The organism is Bradyrhizobium sp. ma5, from assembly GCF_042258955.1.
GTDB lineage: Bacteria > Pseudomonadota > Alphaproteobacteria > Rhizobiales > Xanthobacteraceae > Bradyrhizobium.
Genome location: NZ_CP170156.1, coordinates 6,304,538 through 6,319,839, shown reverse-complemented (window position 1 = coordinate 6,319,839; position 15,302 = coordinate 6,304,538). Strand labels below are relative to the sequence as shown.

The 15,302-nt window shown below is 61.2% G+C and carries 15 protein-coding genes; 4 read left to right on the top strand and 11 right to left on the bottom strand.

Annotated features, from left to right (window positions below):
• Positions 1–1,743: 1,743 nt before the first annotated feature.
• The 7 genes from ACE103_RS29675 to ACE103_RS29645 form a co-directional block, all read right to left on the bottom strand.
• Positions 1,744–1,911 (bottom strand): hypothetical protein, encoded by a 168-nt coding sequence (locus ACE103_RS29675; protein WP_375775939.1) that lies wholly within the window; start codon positions 1,909–1,911, stop codon positions 1,744–1,746.
• 141 nt (positions 1,912–2,052) lie between these two features.
• On the bottom strand, positions 2,053–2,253 hold the full coding sequence (locus tag ACE103_RS29670; protein ID WP_375775938.1) for a hypothetical protein: 201 nt from the start codon (positions 2,251–2,253) through the stop codon (positions 2,053–2,055).
• Positions 2,250–2,441, bottom strand: coding sequence for a DUF3606 domain-containing protein (locus ACE103_RS29665; RefSeq protein WP_375775937.1), 192 nt, complete (start codon positions 2,439–2,441; stop codon positions 2,250–2,252). Before ACE103_RS29665 ends, ACE103_RS29670 begins: the two co-directional genes overlap by 4 nt.
• Positions 2,442–2,535: 94 nt before the next feature.
• A complete protein-coding gene (locus tag ACE103_RS29660; RefSeq protein WP_375775936.1) occupies positions 2,536–2,874 on the bottom strand; it encodes a YybH family protein in 339 nt (112 codons plus the stop codon).
• Positions 2,875–3,112: 238 nt separating this feature from the next.
• Positions 3,113–3,481, bottom strand: a complete 369-nt coding sequence (locus tag ACE103_RS29655) for an avidin/streptavidin family protein (protein ID WP_375775935.1) — start codon at positions 3,479–3,481, stop codon at positions 3,113–3,115.
• 31 nt (positions 3,482–3,512) lie between these two features.
• Positions 3,513–4,214 carry an antibiotic biosynthesis monooxygenase family protein gene (locus tag ACE103_RS29650; protein WP_375775934.1) on the bottom strand — a complete coding sequence of 234 codons (702 nt, stop codon included), beginning with the start codon at positions 4,212–4,214 and terminating at the stop codon, positions 3,513–3,515.
• 18 nt (positions 4,215–4,232) lie between these two features.
• Positions 4,233–5,150, bottom strand: a complete 918-nt coding sequence (locus ACE103_RS29645) for an alpha/beta hydrolase (protein ID WP_375775933.1) — start codon at positions 5,148–5,150, stop codon at positions 4,233–4,235.
• Between the two features lie 432 nt (positions 5,151–5,582).
• Here ACE103_RS29645 and paoA point away from each other — a divergent pair, with 432 nt between their 5' ends.
• Genes paoA through paoC form a run of 3 tightly spaced genes read left to right on the top strand, consistent with a single transcriptional unit; the run spans position 5,583 to position 9,352 of the window.
• Entirely contained in the window at positions 5,583–6,185 is a 603-nt protein-coding gene (gene paoA, locus ACE103_RS29640; protein ID WP_375775932.1) for an aldehyde dehydrogenase iron-sulfur subunit PaoA, read from the top strand.
• A complete protein-coding gene (locus ACE103_RS29635; protein ID WP_223970059.1) occupies positions 6,182–7,132 on the top strand; it encodes a xanthine dehydrogenase family protein subunit M in 951 nt (316 codons plus the stop codon). The genes paoA and ACE103_RS29635 overlap by 4 nt, the downstream gene beginning before the upstream one ends.
• Before the next feature lie 15 nt (positions 7,133–7,147).
• Positions 7,148–9,352 carry an aldehyde oxidoreductase molybdenum-binding subunit PaoC gene (gene paoC / locus ACE103_RS29630; protein WP_375775931.1) on the top strand — a complete coding sequence of 735 codons (2,205 nt, stop codon included), beginning with the start codon at positions 7,148–7,150 and terminating at the stop codon, positions 9,350–9,352.
• Positions 9,353–9,464: 112 nt separating this feature from the next.
• Here the strand turns inward: paoC and ACE103_RS29625 are convergent, their stop codons facing one another.
• From ACE103_RS29625 to ACE103_RS29615, 3 genes are all read right to left on the bottom strand, one after another.
• Entirely contained in the window at positions 9,465–9,737 is a 273-nt protein-coding gene (locus ACE103_RS29625) for a hypothetical protein (RefSeq protein ID WP_375775930.1), read from the bottom strand.
• Between the two features lie 1,268 nt (positions 9,738–11,005).
• Positions 11,006–11,185, bottom strand: coding sequence for a hypothetical protein (locus tag ACE103_RS29620; RefSeq protein ID WP_375775929.1), 180 nt, complete (start codon positions 11,183–11,185; stop codon positions 11,006–11,008).
• A 1,238-nt stretch (positions 11,186–12,423) separates the two neighbouring features.
• Positions 12,424–13,851: a histidine kinase gene (locus ACE103_RS29615; RefSeq protein ID WP_375775928.1), complete on the bottom strand. Its 1,428-nt coding sequence runs from the start codon at positions 13,849–13,851 to the stop codon at positions 12,424–12,426.
• A 59-nt stretch (positions 13,852–13,910) separates the two neighbouring features.
• Here ACE103_RS29615 and ACE103_RS29610 point away from each other — a divergent pair, with 59 nt between their 5' ends.
• Positions 13,911–14,555 carry a response regulator transcription factor gene (locus ACE103_RS29610; protein WP_223970048.1) on the top strand — a complete coding sequence of 215 codons (645 nt, stop codon included), beginning with the start codon at positions 13,911–13,913 and terminating at the stop codon, positions 14,553–14,555.
• 139 nt (positions 14,556–14,694) lie between these two features.
• Here ACE103_RS29610 and ACE103_RS29605 read toward each other — a convergent pair whose 3' ends face one another.
• Complete coding sequence (locus tag ACE103_RS29605; protein ID WP_375775927.1) at positions 14,695–15,123, bottom strand: hypothetical protein; 429 nt, start codon at positions 15,121–15,123, stop codon at positions 14,695–14,697.
• Positions 15,124–15,302: the final 179 nt, after the last annotated feature.

Sequence of the window (15,302 nt, the reverse complement as noted above, 5' to 3'; positions counted from 1 at the left end):
ATCAGACCGGCTGCCGCAATGCCCGCAACGAGCAGCGCAATGGTACATGTTCTCATGAGCTTCCTCCTAAAGGTTGCCCCATCTCCACAACTCGCGTCGGCGTGATCATTTCCAATGCCGCAGACGAACTAGTCGTTGGCGCTAGTCACTCGGAAGCCGTGTTCGTCCTTCACTAGTATCCATGGCGTCGGAAACCGTCGCCATATTAGGTCCTGCGGTGGATGGTTTGCCCCTAATCGGTTTGGCGGAGCGCGTGCCGACGCAGCATTGGCACTCAACTACTCCTCAACCTTCATCCGGTCACGCCCAGGCAAAGGGCATGGACCCTGAACAGCATCCGCTGCAGCAGGGCTTCTGCCGAACGGGTCCTAAATCCCCTCCAGCGGGAGGGTCAGGATTTCCTTGGGCTGGCGGACGATCTGCACGCGCATGCGCTCGACCTCCGCACGGAGATAATCGAGTGCGGGCATTGTTCGCTCCGTATTGGCGGTGATCTAGCCGTAGGGACGTTACAGAGAACGTTGAGTCAAGCGTCGCAAAAGACATACCTTCGCCAACGCCAGAGAATCCACATCACCATTAACGCAACAAAAAGTTGCGGGTGCGCATCACGTGGCAAATATGAGATAGCAGCCGGCAATCACCAGCAGTATTCCCAAAACGGTTGATGCGTCAGCATGCTGCATCATCTTGATGGGAGGTCGAGCCCCATGACCCGCTTTCTAGTGAGGTCGCTGTGGCTGCTCATTCTGAGGCCTGACTGCCATGTTGCTTTCCGGCATCGCCGGTCACGGAACCTCCGCCGCTTGGCGCTCCGTTCGACTGTGCGAACGCAGTGGGGGCCATGAGAAGCAGGATCTTAGATAAAGCAGACAGCACTTTCATTGATGCTCCCTCTTTGCATCGAAGCCCGGCGCGAGGGCTTCTGCCATCGACGACAAACAAGAAACGGCGCCCACATGATCCTCGTTCCAATGTACACGATCGCTGACTAAGTCGAGAACAGCTCGGGGGATCGCGCATCAAAGTCGGTGGAACCAACCCATCGCAAGACCATTGGAGGTTTGGTGTCACGGACGCGACTGCCATGATTGGGCGTGGAGTACCGTTTTTTCTTCTTTTCTACCTGAATGCTTTTCCCACATATGCTGGCACTTTCACCGATTGTCTTGCGTGGTCATTCGCTATTGCGTAGCGAAATACGCTGCGCCTGCTGCGGAAGCGTGGGCGCGGTCCAAGGGAGCGACCGCTGCGGAAATCGATGCTGCGCGTCAGTGTTTGAGGGTGGTTCACGCAGCTCAACAATGAGGCTGGTCGTCACGAACTCGCCTCCGGTGTGGTCGTGTTGGTCGGCTAGGGTAGAAGCATTTTGGAGAGGCACCTAAGCGCACCAACTCTCTGTGAACTTGATCTTCGCTGTTATCTCGTACATCCAGCGTAACGGCGCGAACGACGGTTGAGCGGGGTGATCCGAAGCGGAATATCACTGGCGCCGCCCTAGTCTGCCTTCGAGCGCCTTTCATTCCGTGGTCTGGAGTCGGGAAGGTCTGGCAGCGGTGACCTGTTTGGACGTGACTCTGGATTTGGCCCGGCAGGTGGATCGCTATCGACGTCGTTCGATCGCTTCCGACGGATCGCATGTCCAACCGAGCCGACGATCACCAGTAATGTGCCCGCCACGATCAGCCAGTGTGGTAGCTGTAACGACCCTATGGTGGTCTTGATTAAATCCACTTTTTGCCTTCAGCTCAACTTCCAAACCCATTTCGTCGCCACGCGCGTTAGCTGCTCGCGCGCGACGTCGATAGCGCCGCCGGGCGCGAATCCGGAGATGTCATCGAGATGTTTCGCGATGCTGCCGGGATCCGAGAAGAAGCCGTAAATCGCGACGAGGGCGGCGAGCGCGTACAACCGCGATATTCCAGCCGCTCAGGGTCATTTTTGGGCGGCGCGCTTTCTCGAGACTGGCCATATCCGTCGCCACACCTAGTCCGCACACCTAGAAAGGCGCCGGCAGCGCAAGTACCGCGGGCCGCGTCCTTGCCTGCTGATCTACGAAGTAGCACCCCAATCGGTCCTACACTGCGCAGCCGCCGTGTAGGTCGGATCGGCGGGGATTTCTGCTTCGTACTGTTTAGCCTTCTCGAGCAGTGCGTCGCGAATTGGCCCTTCCGGTAAAAGGGCGGCCTGATGACGCGCATCTCTCGCGCATTCGGCGGCTTTACTTGCCAGTTCTTCCATCTCGCGATTCATACACCGTTGCTCCACTCGATTCCGAGTTCTTTACGCACGGCAACCGCTGAACTGCCGACCTTTTCAACGGCCTTTCGAAGCTCTTCCTTGGATACGCCGAGGGCGCGCGCCCAGAGTTTGACCTCAACGGCCTGGTGCATGTCGATATGAAGGCGATCCGGTTGTTCCTTGATGGTCAGATTGCTCATGCCGGCGCCTCCTATCGCAAGAACAGCGGCAATCTAACGAAGTTCCTATTGCCGCACGCTTTGTCCTAACACGCCGGTACAGCCCTGCTCGTTTTTACCCTTCTCCGCAGTTTGAGGGGCCGCAGCTAAGCTTCCTGATTTGCCCAACTCCATTAAGCGTTAGAACCGCATTGACCAGACCGGAGCCCGTAAAATAGGAGATTCTGATTTCGTTGCTGGAAGGCTGGAGGTCGTCCATCTCGAAAGCCGGGTCACGCCTCAGGCGATCAACCCAATAGGCGTGAAGCGCCTTCCGACCCATCAAGACTTTCGTGCCGCCGCAATCACAGCAGATCACTGCGTCATCGGCAAACATGTCGAGGATGGTTTCAACATCGCCAGCGCGGTAGGCGTCGAGCCAGTCAACCGCAGTGGCCATCGGGTCAAAGGACATATTCGTCACCTACATGCCATTGTCAGCTGCGGGTTCTAGGATCGTCTACGTGAACCGAAGCTGAAGGACTGAAATGAACCACAGGGAAGCGGAACCCGCCGCACTCTTATGGTGTCCCCGGTCCAGGCATTCATGCGTCGGATCCAAGGTTTGGGATCGACTTCCGGTACCCAAGCAACTGGTTGCAATCGGCATAGTTGCCGAGAATCGCACGCAAGTTGGTGCGGCCTTACGAAACTCAGAGAACACGTTCGAACGTGTCCGCGCCGGTCGTCATGGCTCGCCACCAGTTGTTCTTACGGGTCTCACCCGGCTTGCCGACTTCGGCTTTGACCGCGGCGTCGGCCGCGACGAACCAGAGCGTCTCCATCTTCCCTTCCCGAAAGAGGCCGGTGTAGGAGACCACCGAATCTCCGGTGGGTGTCACGCCCCCGCAGACGAAGCTGATGCAATCGCCTTGATGCGCACCCACCACCGGAACCGTCTGACCGAAAAAGCCGCTGTCCCGGAGGGCGGTCGTGAACAGCCCTTCGATCCGGTTGCGCGCGTCATCGGTGATCTCGACGATCGAGCCGTACTGGTTGCGCCATTTTCCTTTCCAGTTCATGGCAATCGTGCCCTTCCGCTATTTCCGGTCGCTAGTGGGTTGGCCACGGATGCTTATTTTCACGACCTTCGATGTCAGGGTAGAACTGAGGCGTCTCACGCCGGTCGAAGCGGCCATAGTCGCGTACAACCCGCACCTTGCGATGTCGCAACTGCTCGACGCCATCGATCATCTTCGGCATCCAAGAGTCCGCTGCCGTCGGGTTCTTCCAGCTGACAAGTAGTGCCATTTTTCCAGGATTGTAGATGCTCGCCCAAACGTCGTGGTCGATGACGCCCGGATCGTTCAGGTCAAGACCAAGATGTGCAGGCAGGAGATCGACCTGGTTCGCGAGTGCGGCGCCCTTCGCCGGCATGATTTCCGTGAACGTCGCCAACGTTCCCTTGCCGACCTCGGTCTCGTCGAAACGCCGTTCGCGGACGGGCGCTTCCTTCGGCGGATGGGTATCGGACGTCACGTCGCCGACCCGCAAGTGATAGTCCGAGAAGATCTTGAACCTGCCTTTGCCCTGGACGACGTGATGCTCGGCCTCGGTCCGCCAACGTACGACCGACTTCTCGTCCCGCCAGGTCGAATGCGAAAGCACCCACCCGGGACGCAGCTTGCTCTCGAAACGCTCGTTGTCGACGAAGCCATCAATGCGTTCCAAAATCGGTTTCAGGTGCTTGGCGAGATCCAGATACTCGTCCTTCTTGCCGTCGTTCGGATGCACTTCGAAAATCACTGAAAACATATCGATTCCTTTCGTGGTTCAACTCGGAATTGGCGCGATGTCTTCGCCTTGCAGGAAACCGATGCTTTCTCGCCAGAGTGCGAAGCGCATCGCTTCCAGATGCATCAGATGGGTGCCGCGACCGATCTTGATGTCGCGCTTGGTCGGTGTGTTGGAGAGCGCATCGAACAGCCATCGCGCGTCGTCGTCCTGGACTAGGCCATCCCATTCGCCCCGGATGATCGCGACCGGCGACTTCACTTGCGAGGGATCGTAGGCAAGTTGCCCGTGCCAAGCCTTGATGATCTCGCTGAATGGGCCGAGCGGAGTCTTCACTCCGGCGGGGTCGCGCGACCGGCTCTCGGGATCGCTGCCCAGATAGAGCTTGCTCCATTCATCGAAATGGACCCGTGAGAGCACCGGAGGAACGTGTTCGGGGATGTCCTCGACGAACCTGTTCCACTGGTCCTCCGACGTGACGATGCGCCATGCCGGGAACGTCGGCGGGTTTTCGTAGCGGCGAGATGGCCGGCGTCCGATCGGTGCGAAAAGGACGAGACGATCGACCAGCGCGGAATGGGCCGAGGCGAACAGGCACGCGGGCATCGCACCCCATGAATGGGAGATCAATGAAAGTTTGTCCCGGCTCTGATGCCCGCGGATGAATCGGGCCGCAGCCGCCACCTGTTTGGCGGCGTCCTCGGCGACGCAAAGCGGTTGATGTTCGGTTGCCGCTTGGTCCATCTCCGGATATCGGTCGGAATGCCCGAACCCGTAGAAGTCCAGACCCCAAACATCGAAGCCGGCCTCGTTCAGGGCATCACGCCACGACTTACCGTCGAAACGATGCGCGATCGACAGAGCGGAAGGGAAAGTCGCGCCATGCACATAGAGCACAGGGCTGCCGGCCGTGCCGGCCTGGCGGGTTGTCGGAAGAAGCCGAAGAAAAAGCGACAACCCGTCGCGAGGGCCGGGAATCCGGAAGTGCTGCTCCTTCGGATCCAGCAGCGCCGCCTTTGAATAATCTGTCATTTTCGCATTCCAACTGTCATTTGCGCATTTCAGAAAGGGCTTGCAGATCGGAGAGGCTTGTCGGTTTGGGCAGATAACGCTTCTTCAAATCGTGAGTTGCAGCAGACCAATTCGATGCCGGTCGAAGTGACGTTGTAGCGCAGCGCAGCATCCGCAACGCGGAAGGCCCCAGACCTTACAGTTCGGATTAGAGAGGGCTCGACGAGCACAAGTGTTCTGGATTGCAACTATTTGCTGTCCAGTCACTTCACTTGGTCATGTATGCGCTGCGCTCAGCAGGAACGCAGGCCGCCGCCTAAGGGAGGGAAGTGCATGCCCGCTCCAGCAGGTTTGGAACTATCTCGCCGCTGCTTGTTGATGACGGGAGCCACTACGCTTGCCGCGTCGTCCTTCGCGCCGCGCGGATCGTTGGCGGAGACCAACCGACCAGCCCCGATCGGAGCCCCCGTGATGGCGAAAGTGTCCTTTGACGTGAACGGCGAAGCCCATCGGCTTGAGCTCGATACCCGAACCACGCTGCTGGATGCCCTGCGTGAGCACCTGCACCTGACCGGCACCAAGAAAGGCTGCGACCACGGCCAATGCGGTGCGTGCACGGTGATCGTCGATGGGCGGCGGATCAATTCGTGCCTGACGCTTGCGGTGATGCATCAGGGCAACGAGATCACTACAATCGAGGGCCTTGGCACGCCGGACGCGCTGCATCCACTGCAGGCGGCGTTCGTCGAGCACGACGGCTATCAATGCGGCTATTGCACGCCCGGCCAGATCTGCTCGGCGGTCGCCGTGCTGGCGGAAGTCAAGGCCGGCGTCCCGAGCCATGTCACGGCCGACTTGAATGCGCCGGTGCGATTGACCAATGCTGAACTCCGGGAGCGCATGAGCGGCAACATCTGCCGCTGCGGCGCCTATTCCAACATCGCCGAGGCGATCGGTGCGGTCGCCGGGAGGCACGCATGAGATCATTCAGCTATGAGCGCGCCACCTCGCCGGGCGCAGCGGCCGCTGCCGCCGCCGCCACTGCGAACGCAAAATTCATCGCTGGCGGCACCAATCTGCTCGACCTGATGAAACTGGAGATCGAGACACCGGCACATCTGATCGACGTCAACGACCTTGCGCTCGACCGCATCGAGGAGACAGCTGATGGCGGCTTGCGGGTCGGCGCGCTGGTGCGCAACACCGATCTGGCTGCGAACTGGCGGGTGCGGCGCGACTATGGCGTGCTGTCGCGCGCGCTGCTTGCCGGCGCCTCGGGCCAGTTGCGCAACAAGGCGACGACGGCGGGCAATTTGCTGCAGCGGACGCGCTGCCCCTATTTCTACGACACGAATCTGCCCTGTAACAAGCGCAAGCCGGGCAGCGGCTGTGCCGCGATCGGCGGCTTCAGCCGTCAGCATGCGGTGGTCGGTGCGAGCGAAGCGTGCATCGCGACCCATCCGAGCGACATGGCGGTAGCGATGCGCGCGCTCGACGCGACGGTGGAGACGGTGCGGCCCGATGGCGCGACGCGGAGCATCCCGATCGCCGACTTGCACCGGTTGCCCGGCGACAACCCGGAAATCGAGACCGTCCTGGAGCCGGGCGAATTGATTACGGCTGTGACGCTGCCGAAACCCGTCGGCGGCACGCAGGCCTATCGCAAGGTGCGCGACCGCGCATCCTATGCGTTCGCGCTGGTTTCGGTCGCTGCCATCGTGCAACCCGACGGCACTGGCCGCGTCGCGCTCGGCGGCGTCGCGCACAAGCCGTGGCGTGTGGAGGCCGCGGAAGCGGAACTGCCACGCGGCGCCAAAGCCGTCACCGCGCGGCTGCTCGATGATGCAAAGCCGACTAGGGACAATGCGTACAAACTGCCACTCGCAGAGCGAACGCTGGCGGCGGTGCTGCGCGAGGCAAGAGCTTGATGAGGGCTTGAGATCATGCGTTTTGAACATCCTGCGACCTTCAATCCGATCGACCAGCTCAAGGTGATCGGCCATCCGACCAACCGGATCGATGGGCCGCTGAAAACTACCGGCACTGCGCCTTACGCCTATGAGCGGCACGACGCCGTGCCCAACCAGGCCTACGGCTATGTGGTCGGGTCGGGCATCGGTAAAGGCGGGATCGCAGCGATCGATCTTGCGGCTGCAAACGCGGCGCCTGGTGTGCTCGCCATCGTCACCGCCGGGAACGCGGGCAAGCTCGGCAAGGGCGAGCGCAACGTGGCGCCGCTGCTCGGCGGCCCCGAGATCGCACATTACCATCAGGCGCTCGCCGTCGTCGTCGCCGAGACTTTCGAGCAGGCGCGCGCCGCGGCGCAACTGGTCCGGATCGATTACGCGAGGGTCGACGGCAAATTCGATCTCGCCGCGGAGCGGGATCGAGCGGGCACGCCGAACCCGCAGATCGGCGGTCCGGCCGATACCGCGGTCGGCGATTTTATCGCCGCCTTTGCCGCTGCGCCCTTGCAACTCGACGCCCACTATACCACGCCCGATCAGGGCCACGCGATGATGGAGCCGCACGCCTCGATCGCGGCCTGGGACAGAGACAAGCTTACGGTTTGGACTTCCAACCAGATGATTGCTTGGGGCGTTGAGGATATGGCGAAGACGCTTGGGATCCCAAGGGAGAATATTCGTCTGGTGTCGCCCTATGTCGGCGGCGGCTTTGGCGGCAAGCTGTTCCTGCGCGCCGACGTGTTGCTCGCCGCGCTGGGGGCTCGCGCGGCAGGCCGCCCGGTGAAGGTGGCGTTGCAACGTCCGCTGATGTTCAACAACACCACGCATCGTCCGGCCACGATTCAACGCATCCGGATCGGCGCCGAACGAGACGGCACGATCACCGCGATCGGCCACGAAAGCTGGTCCGGCAATGTCAGCGGCGGCGAGCCCGAGATGGCGGTGAGCCAGACGCGGCTGCTCTATGCCGGTGCCCACCGGATGACGGCGACGCGGCTCGCGGCGCTTGATTTGCCTGAGGGCAATGCGATGCGGGCGCCCGGCGAGGCCTCCGGCATGATGGCGCTCGAGATTGCAATCGACGAACTCGCTGACAAGCTCGGCATCGATCCGGTCGCGCTGCGCATCAAGAACGACACCCAGGTCGATCCGGAACATCCGGAGCGGCACTTCTCGCAGCGACAATTGGTGCGGTGCCTGAACGACGGCGCCGCGCGGTTCGGCTGGAGCAGGCGCAATCCGAAACCCGGCCAGGTCCGCGACGGCCGCTGGCTCATCGGCATGGGCGTTGCCGCCGCCTTCCGTAATAACCTCGTGACCAAATCGGCGGCGCGCGTCCGTCTTGATGGGCAGGGAATGGTCACCGTCGAGACCGATATGACCGACATCGGCACCGGCTCCTACACTATCATCGCGCAGACCGTGGCCGAAATGATGGGGATACCGCTGAAGAAGGTCGCCGTGCGGCTCGGCGATTCCGACTTTCCGGTGTCGTGCGGCTCAGGCGGGCAGTGGGGCGGCAACAACTCCACCGCCGGTGTCTACGCGGCCTGCGTCAAGCTGCGCGAGACGATCACGCAGAAACTCGGCTTCAATTCCGAAGAGGCGGTGTTTGCCGACGGCTTGGTCCGCTCCGGCAATCGCAGCGTGCCGCTCGCGCAGGCGGCGGGTGAGGGCGAGCTCGTGGCGGAGGACGCCATCGAGTATGGCGATCTCGCCAAGACCTATCAGCAATCGACCTTCGGCGCGCATTTCGTCGAAGTCGGCGTCGATGCCGACACGGCCGAAATTCGCGTGCGGCGGATGCTTGCGGTCTGCGCGGCGGGCCGCATCCTCAATCCGAAGGCGGCGCGGAGTCAAGTGATCGGCGCGATGACGATGGGCGTTGGTGCCGCACTGATGGAGGATCTGGTGGTCGATAAGCGCCATGGCCTGTTCATCAATCACGACCTCGCCGCCTATGAGGTGCCGGTTCATGCCGACATCCCGCATCAGGACATGGTCTTCCTCGACGAGACCGATCCGATCTCGTCGCCGATGAAGGCCAAAGGCGTTGCCGAACTCGGCATCTGCGGCGTCGCCGCCGCGGTCGCGAATGCCGTCCAAAACGCGACCGGCGTCCGCGTCCGCGAGTATCCGATCACGCTCGACAAGCTGCTTTACGCACTGCAAGTCGATTGAGCAACTGCCTTGGTCGATGAAGGCCATTGAACGTAACGACGGAAATGCCCTGGCATGCTCCGTGATCCTGCGGGCCGCTCGGGATCGGAGTATGGGCGGTCACCATTATATTTCATAATGGCTGATGTTGAGTCAGGCGCCGCTTGAGAGCGTCCAAGCTGACCATCGTAATGGCCTCGTCCAGAAGATCGAGACGACTTTCGAAGATTGACATCAAGTCCAGATTGTCCTGCCGGTTGAAGACCAGCGGTCTGCGCGTGGCCGCAATGTAGATAGACCGAAGGCAGTGAAGCGCGGTTAGATTTCCTTGGGCGATGTAGCCATCCACCAAGATGACAAAGGCGGGACTGTACTCGGTCGCCCTTCCACGTCTTTCGTCGGTCATTCTTAAAGTCCCGCCTCGGCTCGCCCCCGGGCCGGTAGAGTTGTATTCTTTCGATGTGCATCTCCTAGATCAAGCGTCTTGGTCGTTACATATTGTTGCAATCTGCGCGGAGCTTGCATAGCGGACCTATCGCTCCCCTAAGCACCATGTCGAAGGCAGGTTCATGGTCGAGATTTTCGTCGTGTGCAGCGCCACAAGCTGGCTGTGCTTGAACGAATAGCCTTGGGCCGGCGAACACTCTTTGCAGGGCACGTATCGCTCAAGCTCGTCGGCGTCCACGTCGGCCGCCTGACGATGTCGAGCGCGGCCATTTGGTGCGCCTCGCAACCGAGGCACTTCACCTCAAGTCCGCGGCAGCACGGCGACAGCGGCGGCTTCTGCCGTCTTTTGGCAGCGGTCCACAAGACGCAGGCCGTAGCTTGGCCTCATTCTCGGGTTGGTATGGTCAGTAAGTCAGGGCGGGGGCAAGCGCGCAGGCGACTGCGCCCGGAGTGAAGCGCTTGCACCGCCAGCCGCGATCGCGCTCCTCCGGCTGCGCGTCGCGTTGCAACCGCCGCTTTTCGCTACGGTTCTCCGTTGAATAGCGCAGCGCGCGGCGTAGCGAAGGGGAGCGCCAGGCTGGCCCGCCGCCCAGTGAGGCGTGGCCCCGGCTCGGCCGCCCACGGCCCCCAGCCAGCCGGGCTTGGGCAACCGGCCCATCACGACTTCCAGTTTTCTGAAAATGGCACGCGGCCCCCATGTCATGCCAGTTCGGAACGACATGCACGGCGCCCACCGCGCCCAGTGCAGACCAGGCGCCATCCGACGCGTGACCAAGGCTGATCTTGCGGAAGGAATCTAGACGAACATTCACCGTCCGATCGCAGCCGCCATGGCATCGAATGTTGCAGGTGACCTAGCCGTCAGCGAGCCATCCCGCAGCGCTGCCAGACGGGAAGCAGCGGCCGGACCATTTCGTATATCGGCGGGGCATCGGCGAATGATCGCGACGATCGCGTACAGAGTTAAGCCGCTAGAAGTGTGGGTTGTTGCACAGGTCGAACACAACAGATTGGTCTAGTTGTCCATTGAGTGAAGAGTGTTGTCGGTCATTTTGCTGTCGGTGGGCCGCGCGCGCCTTGGCGAGCACCGTTACGCCGAGAAATACGAGAAAAGCCATGGTGCCCGATGGCTTCCATCGTCGTCTAGCTCCCGGTGACCCTTTTCCGTGATTAATGGATCAACCTGAGATCGTGCTTGAGAACCAGATTACCTGAAATTGAACGCCATCATGCGGCGGCGTCGACTGTCGCAATGACACTGCGCATGTCGCAGGCCAACTGGCGGTAGTGCGCCCCCAGGCGCAGGTAGAGATCTCGCTTGCCGCTATCCGCCTGCCGGCCAGCGATCAAGTCGCACTCCGTAGCGAGATTCTCAAATCGTTCCAGCTTGGCCAGCAACGTAGTCATGCGATTCCCCTGACGCTTACTAAGGGACTAACCAGGCTACTATTTAGATTAGTTCTTGGTGAACATCGTTATTGGGCAGAACTATTTTTTGTTGGCGGACCGACTGCCTTTTCTCGGTGGCTTCGCCGGCGTTCTACGCAGGCACTTTCGCGGCTGAGCCAAGAACATCCGGCAGCGGCGACAATTCGGGCTGCGGCTTGGGACTGGGTTTGAGGCTGGGTCGTCTTGGACATCGGGCCGCCGGCCAATCAGGCCGACCACTACCCGCAATCACAGCACGGACGCCTTGCAGGACCCGCAGCGGATTCCGCTGGTGAGCTTTATTTCAAACCGGCCTTTCCCCGGAGCAGATCTCCATTGCCATAGGCCACTCCAGGTGGCTCGATGCGCGAATTCCGACTGCAACAAGTACATTCAACTCACCCGTCTTACTCGCAGCGTTGACCGGCGTTTAGCCGGCTAGAACTCCATTTCGCCTCCAAGCGTTCAAGATAGCATCGCGGGCGCCCAAAACCTGCAGCTCGCGGGCTATCATTGCATGTCCATTCGGCGTTTGACTCATGTTGTGACAACGGAGGCTGTGGTCGCATTACGCTTTGTCTTGAAATCCGTCATCTCTGCTTGTGACGCAAAGCCGACGCGGAGGCACATTAGAGTAGGCGGGCCGCGTCGGTCGCAGCGCGAGCTCCTTGCAGGCCATCTAATTTCTGACAGATGCGCAGACACGTTGGAAAGCTTCGCTGCCGGGCGGCAAAGTACAATGGAGGAAAATGATGAAGTGCCTTCGGATTTTCGCTACGCCTGAATCCCATTTTGGGGAAGGTAAGGTAGCGAGCCTGTTCCAGCATCTCTGACAGGGCCAAGCGGCACAAGCGCGACCTGCTTTCGCGCCTCGCGTGCACATTCACCCGCTAGTTTCTTGTTCTTTCGTCATGATTCGCCCCCAGCATCCTTGCGGATGGCCGCGGTAAAATTTCCGACCTTGTCGACGGCCTTACTTGCGAAGCTCTCTTCGAAACACCCAACGCATGAGACCACCAGCATTTCATCTGATCAGGCGCATGCAGATTGATTTTGGAGCGTTCGAACTGATCGTTTCTCGTAAGGCTGTACGTCCTCCAACAACTTGGGCTTAGGCGCTACGTTCCCAACTAGAACCGGCGGCCTGATTGATGTGTTCATTCATCAGGACGTGTCTAAATCGCAAGCGCAGCGACCGGGGTCACCTGTAAGCAAGATTACAAGCATGCGCTGCGCCCCGTCGTCGAGGTGATGCCTTCATCTCGCCGCCCAACGGGGTGGTCGAGCGGAAGTTGGCAACGCACGACGGTCCGGTTGTGCTCGCGGAGCACCTGCAGCTTTCCGTCGAGCGCGCGCACGCGGTCATGCATGCCGGTCAGGCCTCTTCCGAACGTGAGGTCCTGCGGCAGGCCAATGCCGTCGTCGGATATCTCGATCTGGATCTGATTTCCGTCGACCATCGCCACAACGCCCATCGTGGTCGCCTGCGCATGCCGAAGCACATTGGTCACGCCCTCCTGCGTCAGTCGATAGGTGGTCTGCGAGAGCAGGCTGTCGAGCTCATTCAGACGATCATCGAACCGAGATGTGACGCGCAGTCCGGGAGCCTGGGATTGGGCGTTGCGCAGCAGCGCCTGGATGCTCGCGGCCAGTCCCAGTTCCGCAACGTAGACCGGGCTCAGGCCCTCCAGCACGCGCCGGTTCGCCAGTTGCAGGGCCTCAGCCGCGTTGAGGATGCCGTACGCCGGCGAACCGGGCTCGGGAGGGCCCTCAGCTTCGGGGTCGGACAGCGCCGTGGCGTTGGCGCGTATCGCGAACAGCAGCGGCCCCATCTCGTCATGTAGCTCCCGTGCCAGCTCGCGGCGCTCGTCATCCTGCACGGCGACGAGTTTGCGTAGCAGGTCTCGATTGTCGCGGCTGAGGCGCTTTAGGGTCGCGGCGAGCTCGTTGGCTTCTGCACAGCTCTGGCGGATCTCAGGTGGGCCGGCCAATGGGATCGCGGCATCATAGTTGCCGTTTCGCATCCGGGCCAGCCCGGCGCCGAGCTGCGCCAGCGGACGCAGTGCAGTGCCTGTTGTAAAATAGGCGCTGAGCCCAGCAAGCAGCATCAGCGCCGCGCTGGCCGCGACGATGGCCAGAAAGCCCACCCATTTTTCCAGGATCTCGGCCGAGAGGTCGGGTTTGAAGACTATGTCGCCGGCATGTGCCATTCCTATTCTGATCGGATGGGTCGAGCCAAGCTGGGGAATCCGCAGAAGAGCGGTGAACCAGGGGGGAACGTTGCTGCGATAGGTGTCGGCGGCGATGCGGGGCGGCCTCGATCCCGCCGGCACGAACTCGATGGCGGCAGGCATGCCCAATCCGCCCGCGAAAGCGTCGAGCGTCTGCTGCGGATTGCTCGCGGCCGCAAGCGCGGCGTTCAATGCATCGGCCACGAGCTGGGCGGAGCGCGCGCCCTGGGCATTCTCATCCTCGAACTGCTCGGGTGAGAAGGTCTGCAAGGCAAGCCCGCCGAGCAGCAACGCGCCGACGACCATTGCCGCCAATGGCAGCAACAGCCGTGCGCGCAGGGAGAGTCGGTTCCTGAGTTGAGCCGAGAATCTGGTCGAGAGACTTTTTGAGAGTCTTGGCAATTCGGGCTCCATTCGACGATTCTTCTCTTTCAATTCCCGCGCGAAGTTCTATTTAGACAGCGGAGGCAGTCGTGCACGATACGGCCAAATCAGCTACAAGGGTATTGATCGTCGATGACCACCCGGTGGTGGTGTCGGGCTGCAGATCCCTGTTCGCCGCCGACAAGACGGTAAAGATCGACGAGGCCGCCGATGCCAAGACCGGCCATCGTGCCTTCATGCAGAAGCGGCCGGATGTGACTGTCATCGATATCAAGCTTCCCGACGTTTCCGGGTTCGAGCTGCTGCGCAGGATCCGCAAGGACGATCCGGACGCCCGCATCATCATGTTCAGCATGAATGACGATCCCGCATTCGTGGTGCGGGCCGTGGAAATGGGCGCGCAAGGCTATCTCTCCAAGAGCGACGACCCGCGCCTGTTCGTTAGGGCGGTGCGCAAGGTCGCGGCCGGCGAGCGGTTCATTTCGCCGCACCTCGCGGAGGCGATTGCCTTCTCGGGCGCCGCGATCAAGGCCAATCCCGCCTCGCAGATGTCGGCGCGGGAGCTGGAAATCCTGCGGCTGCTCGGCCGGGGCGACAAGATCGTCGACGTCGCATCGGCGCTCGGCATCTCCTACAAGACGGTCGCCAACATCACGTCCCTGCTCAAGCAGAAGCTCGGCGCGAAGAACCACTCCGACTTGGTGCGGATCGCCGTCGAGATGGAACTTGCCTGACGCCTGCAGGAATTGAACTGGCCGCGTGATTGCACGCGGCCAGTCCCTTATTGCCGGAAAATAAGGCGACATTCGTTAGGGCAATGGAAGCGACGAACGCAGCCCTCCGGCAATCCCTATCCGGCACATCGTGGTCGGCTCACCAGTTCGGGAACGACCAGCCCTGCCAGTCCGGTGCGCGGTAGCTCGCGTAGCGCTGGCCAGGTTGCGCAAATCGCCGGCTTCTCTCACGCTGCGCGTGCCGGGTGGATCTGGCGCGACGCGTGGCTTGCCCTGTCGCCGTCGTCGGAATCAATTGAGGCGCGGCCAGCGCGACAGTTGCAGGCTGCTGCGCTTCGGGCGCCGAAGCCTCGGCGGCGATGGGGGCCGGTGAGGCGGAGACGAGCGGGGTGCTCGTATCCATCCGTATCGCCTCCGGCCATTTGTGCTGCGAGTGAATGCGAATTGTTGTGCGGTCGATGCTGCCATGAGCGACCGCGACTGGCGTTGCCGGAAAATACCAATCCACGAGAAACACCAGGCCAAGCAGCATCGCGCTGGTAAACAGAACATATCGAAGCAGGGGCATCAATCTTCACCACATCCCGGATCGCGTATCGACGCCGGCGCTCGACAACGGGAAAAAACGGCAATCGTTCCTCACGCGTCGCTCGCGCCACCGATTGGCGGCCTCCTAGGATTGACCGGTGCAAACTACCAAGTGGTCCATTTGTCGCCGTGCCAATAGCCGCGGCCCTCGTGCTCACG

Bases quoted from the DNA above. Each gene is read 5' to 3' on its own strand.
- paoA (WP_375775932.1), top strand. From the start codon at position 5,583: ATGACGGGAGCCACTACGCTTGCCGCGTCGTCCTTCGCGCCGCGCGGA.
- ACE103_RS29650 (WP_375775934.1), bottom strand. From the start codon at position 4,214: ATGTTTTCAGTGATTTTCGAAGTGCATCCGAACGACGGCAAGAAGGAC.
- ACE103_RS29670 (WP_375775938.1), bottom strand. From the start codon at position 2,253: ATGAATCGCGAGATGGAAGAACTGGCAAGTAAAGCCGCCGAATGCGCG.
- ACE103_RS29635 (WP_223970059.1), top strand. From the start codon at position 6,182: ATGAGATCATTCAGCTATGAGCGCGCCACCTCGCCGGGCGCAGCGGCC.
- ACE103_RS29620 (WP_375775929.1), bottom strand. From the start codon at position 11,185: ATGACTACGTTGCTGGCCAAGCTGGAACGATTTGAGAATCTCGCTACG.
- ACE103_RS29665 (WP_375775937.1), bottom strand. From the start codon at position 2,441: ATGAGCAATCTGACCATCAAGGAACAACCGGATCGCCTTCATATCGAC.
- ACE103_RS29655 (WP_375775935.1), bottom strand. From the start codon at position 3,481: ATGAACTGGAAAGGAAAATGGCGCAACCAGTACGGCTCGATCGTCGAG.
- ACE103_RS29660 (WP_375775936.1), bottom strand. From the start codon at position 2,874: ATGTCCTTTGACCCGATGGCCACTGCGGTTGACTGGCTCGACGCCTAC.
- paoC (WP_375775931.1), top strand. From the start codon at position 7,148: ATGCGTTTTGAACATCCTGCGACCTTCAATCCGATCGACCAGCTCAAG.
- ACE103_RS29605 (WP_375775927.1), bottom strand. From the start codon at position 15,123: ATGCCCCTGCTTCGATATGTTCTGTTTACCAGCGCGATGCTGCTTGGC.
- ACE103_RS29615 (WP_375775928.1), bottom strand. From the start codon at position 13,851: ATGGAGCCCGAATTGCCAAGACTCTCAAAAAGTCTCTCGACCAGATTC.
- ACE103_RS29625 (WP_375775930.1), bottom strand. From the start codon at position 9,737: ATGACCGACGAAAGACGTGGAAGGGCGACCGAGTACAGTCCCGCCTTT.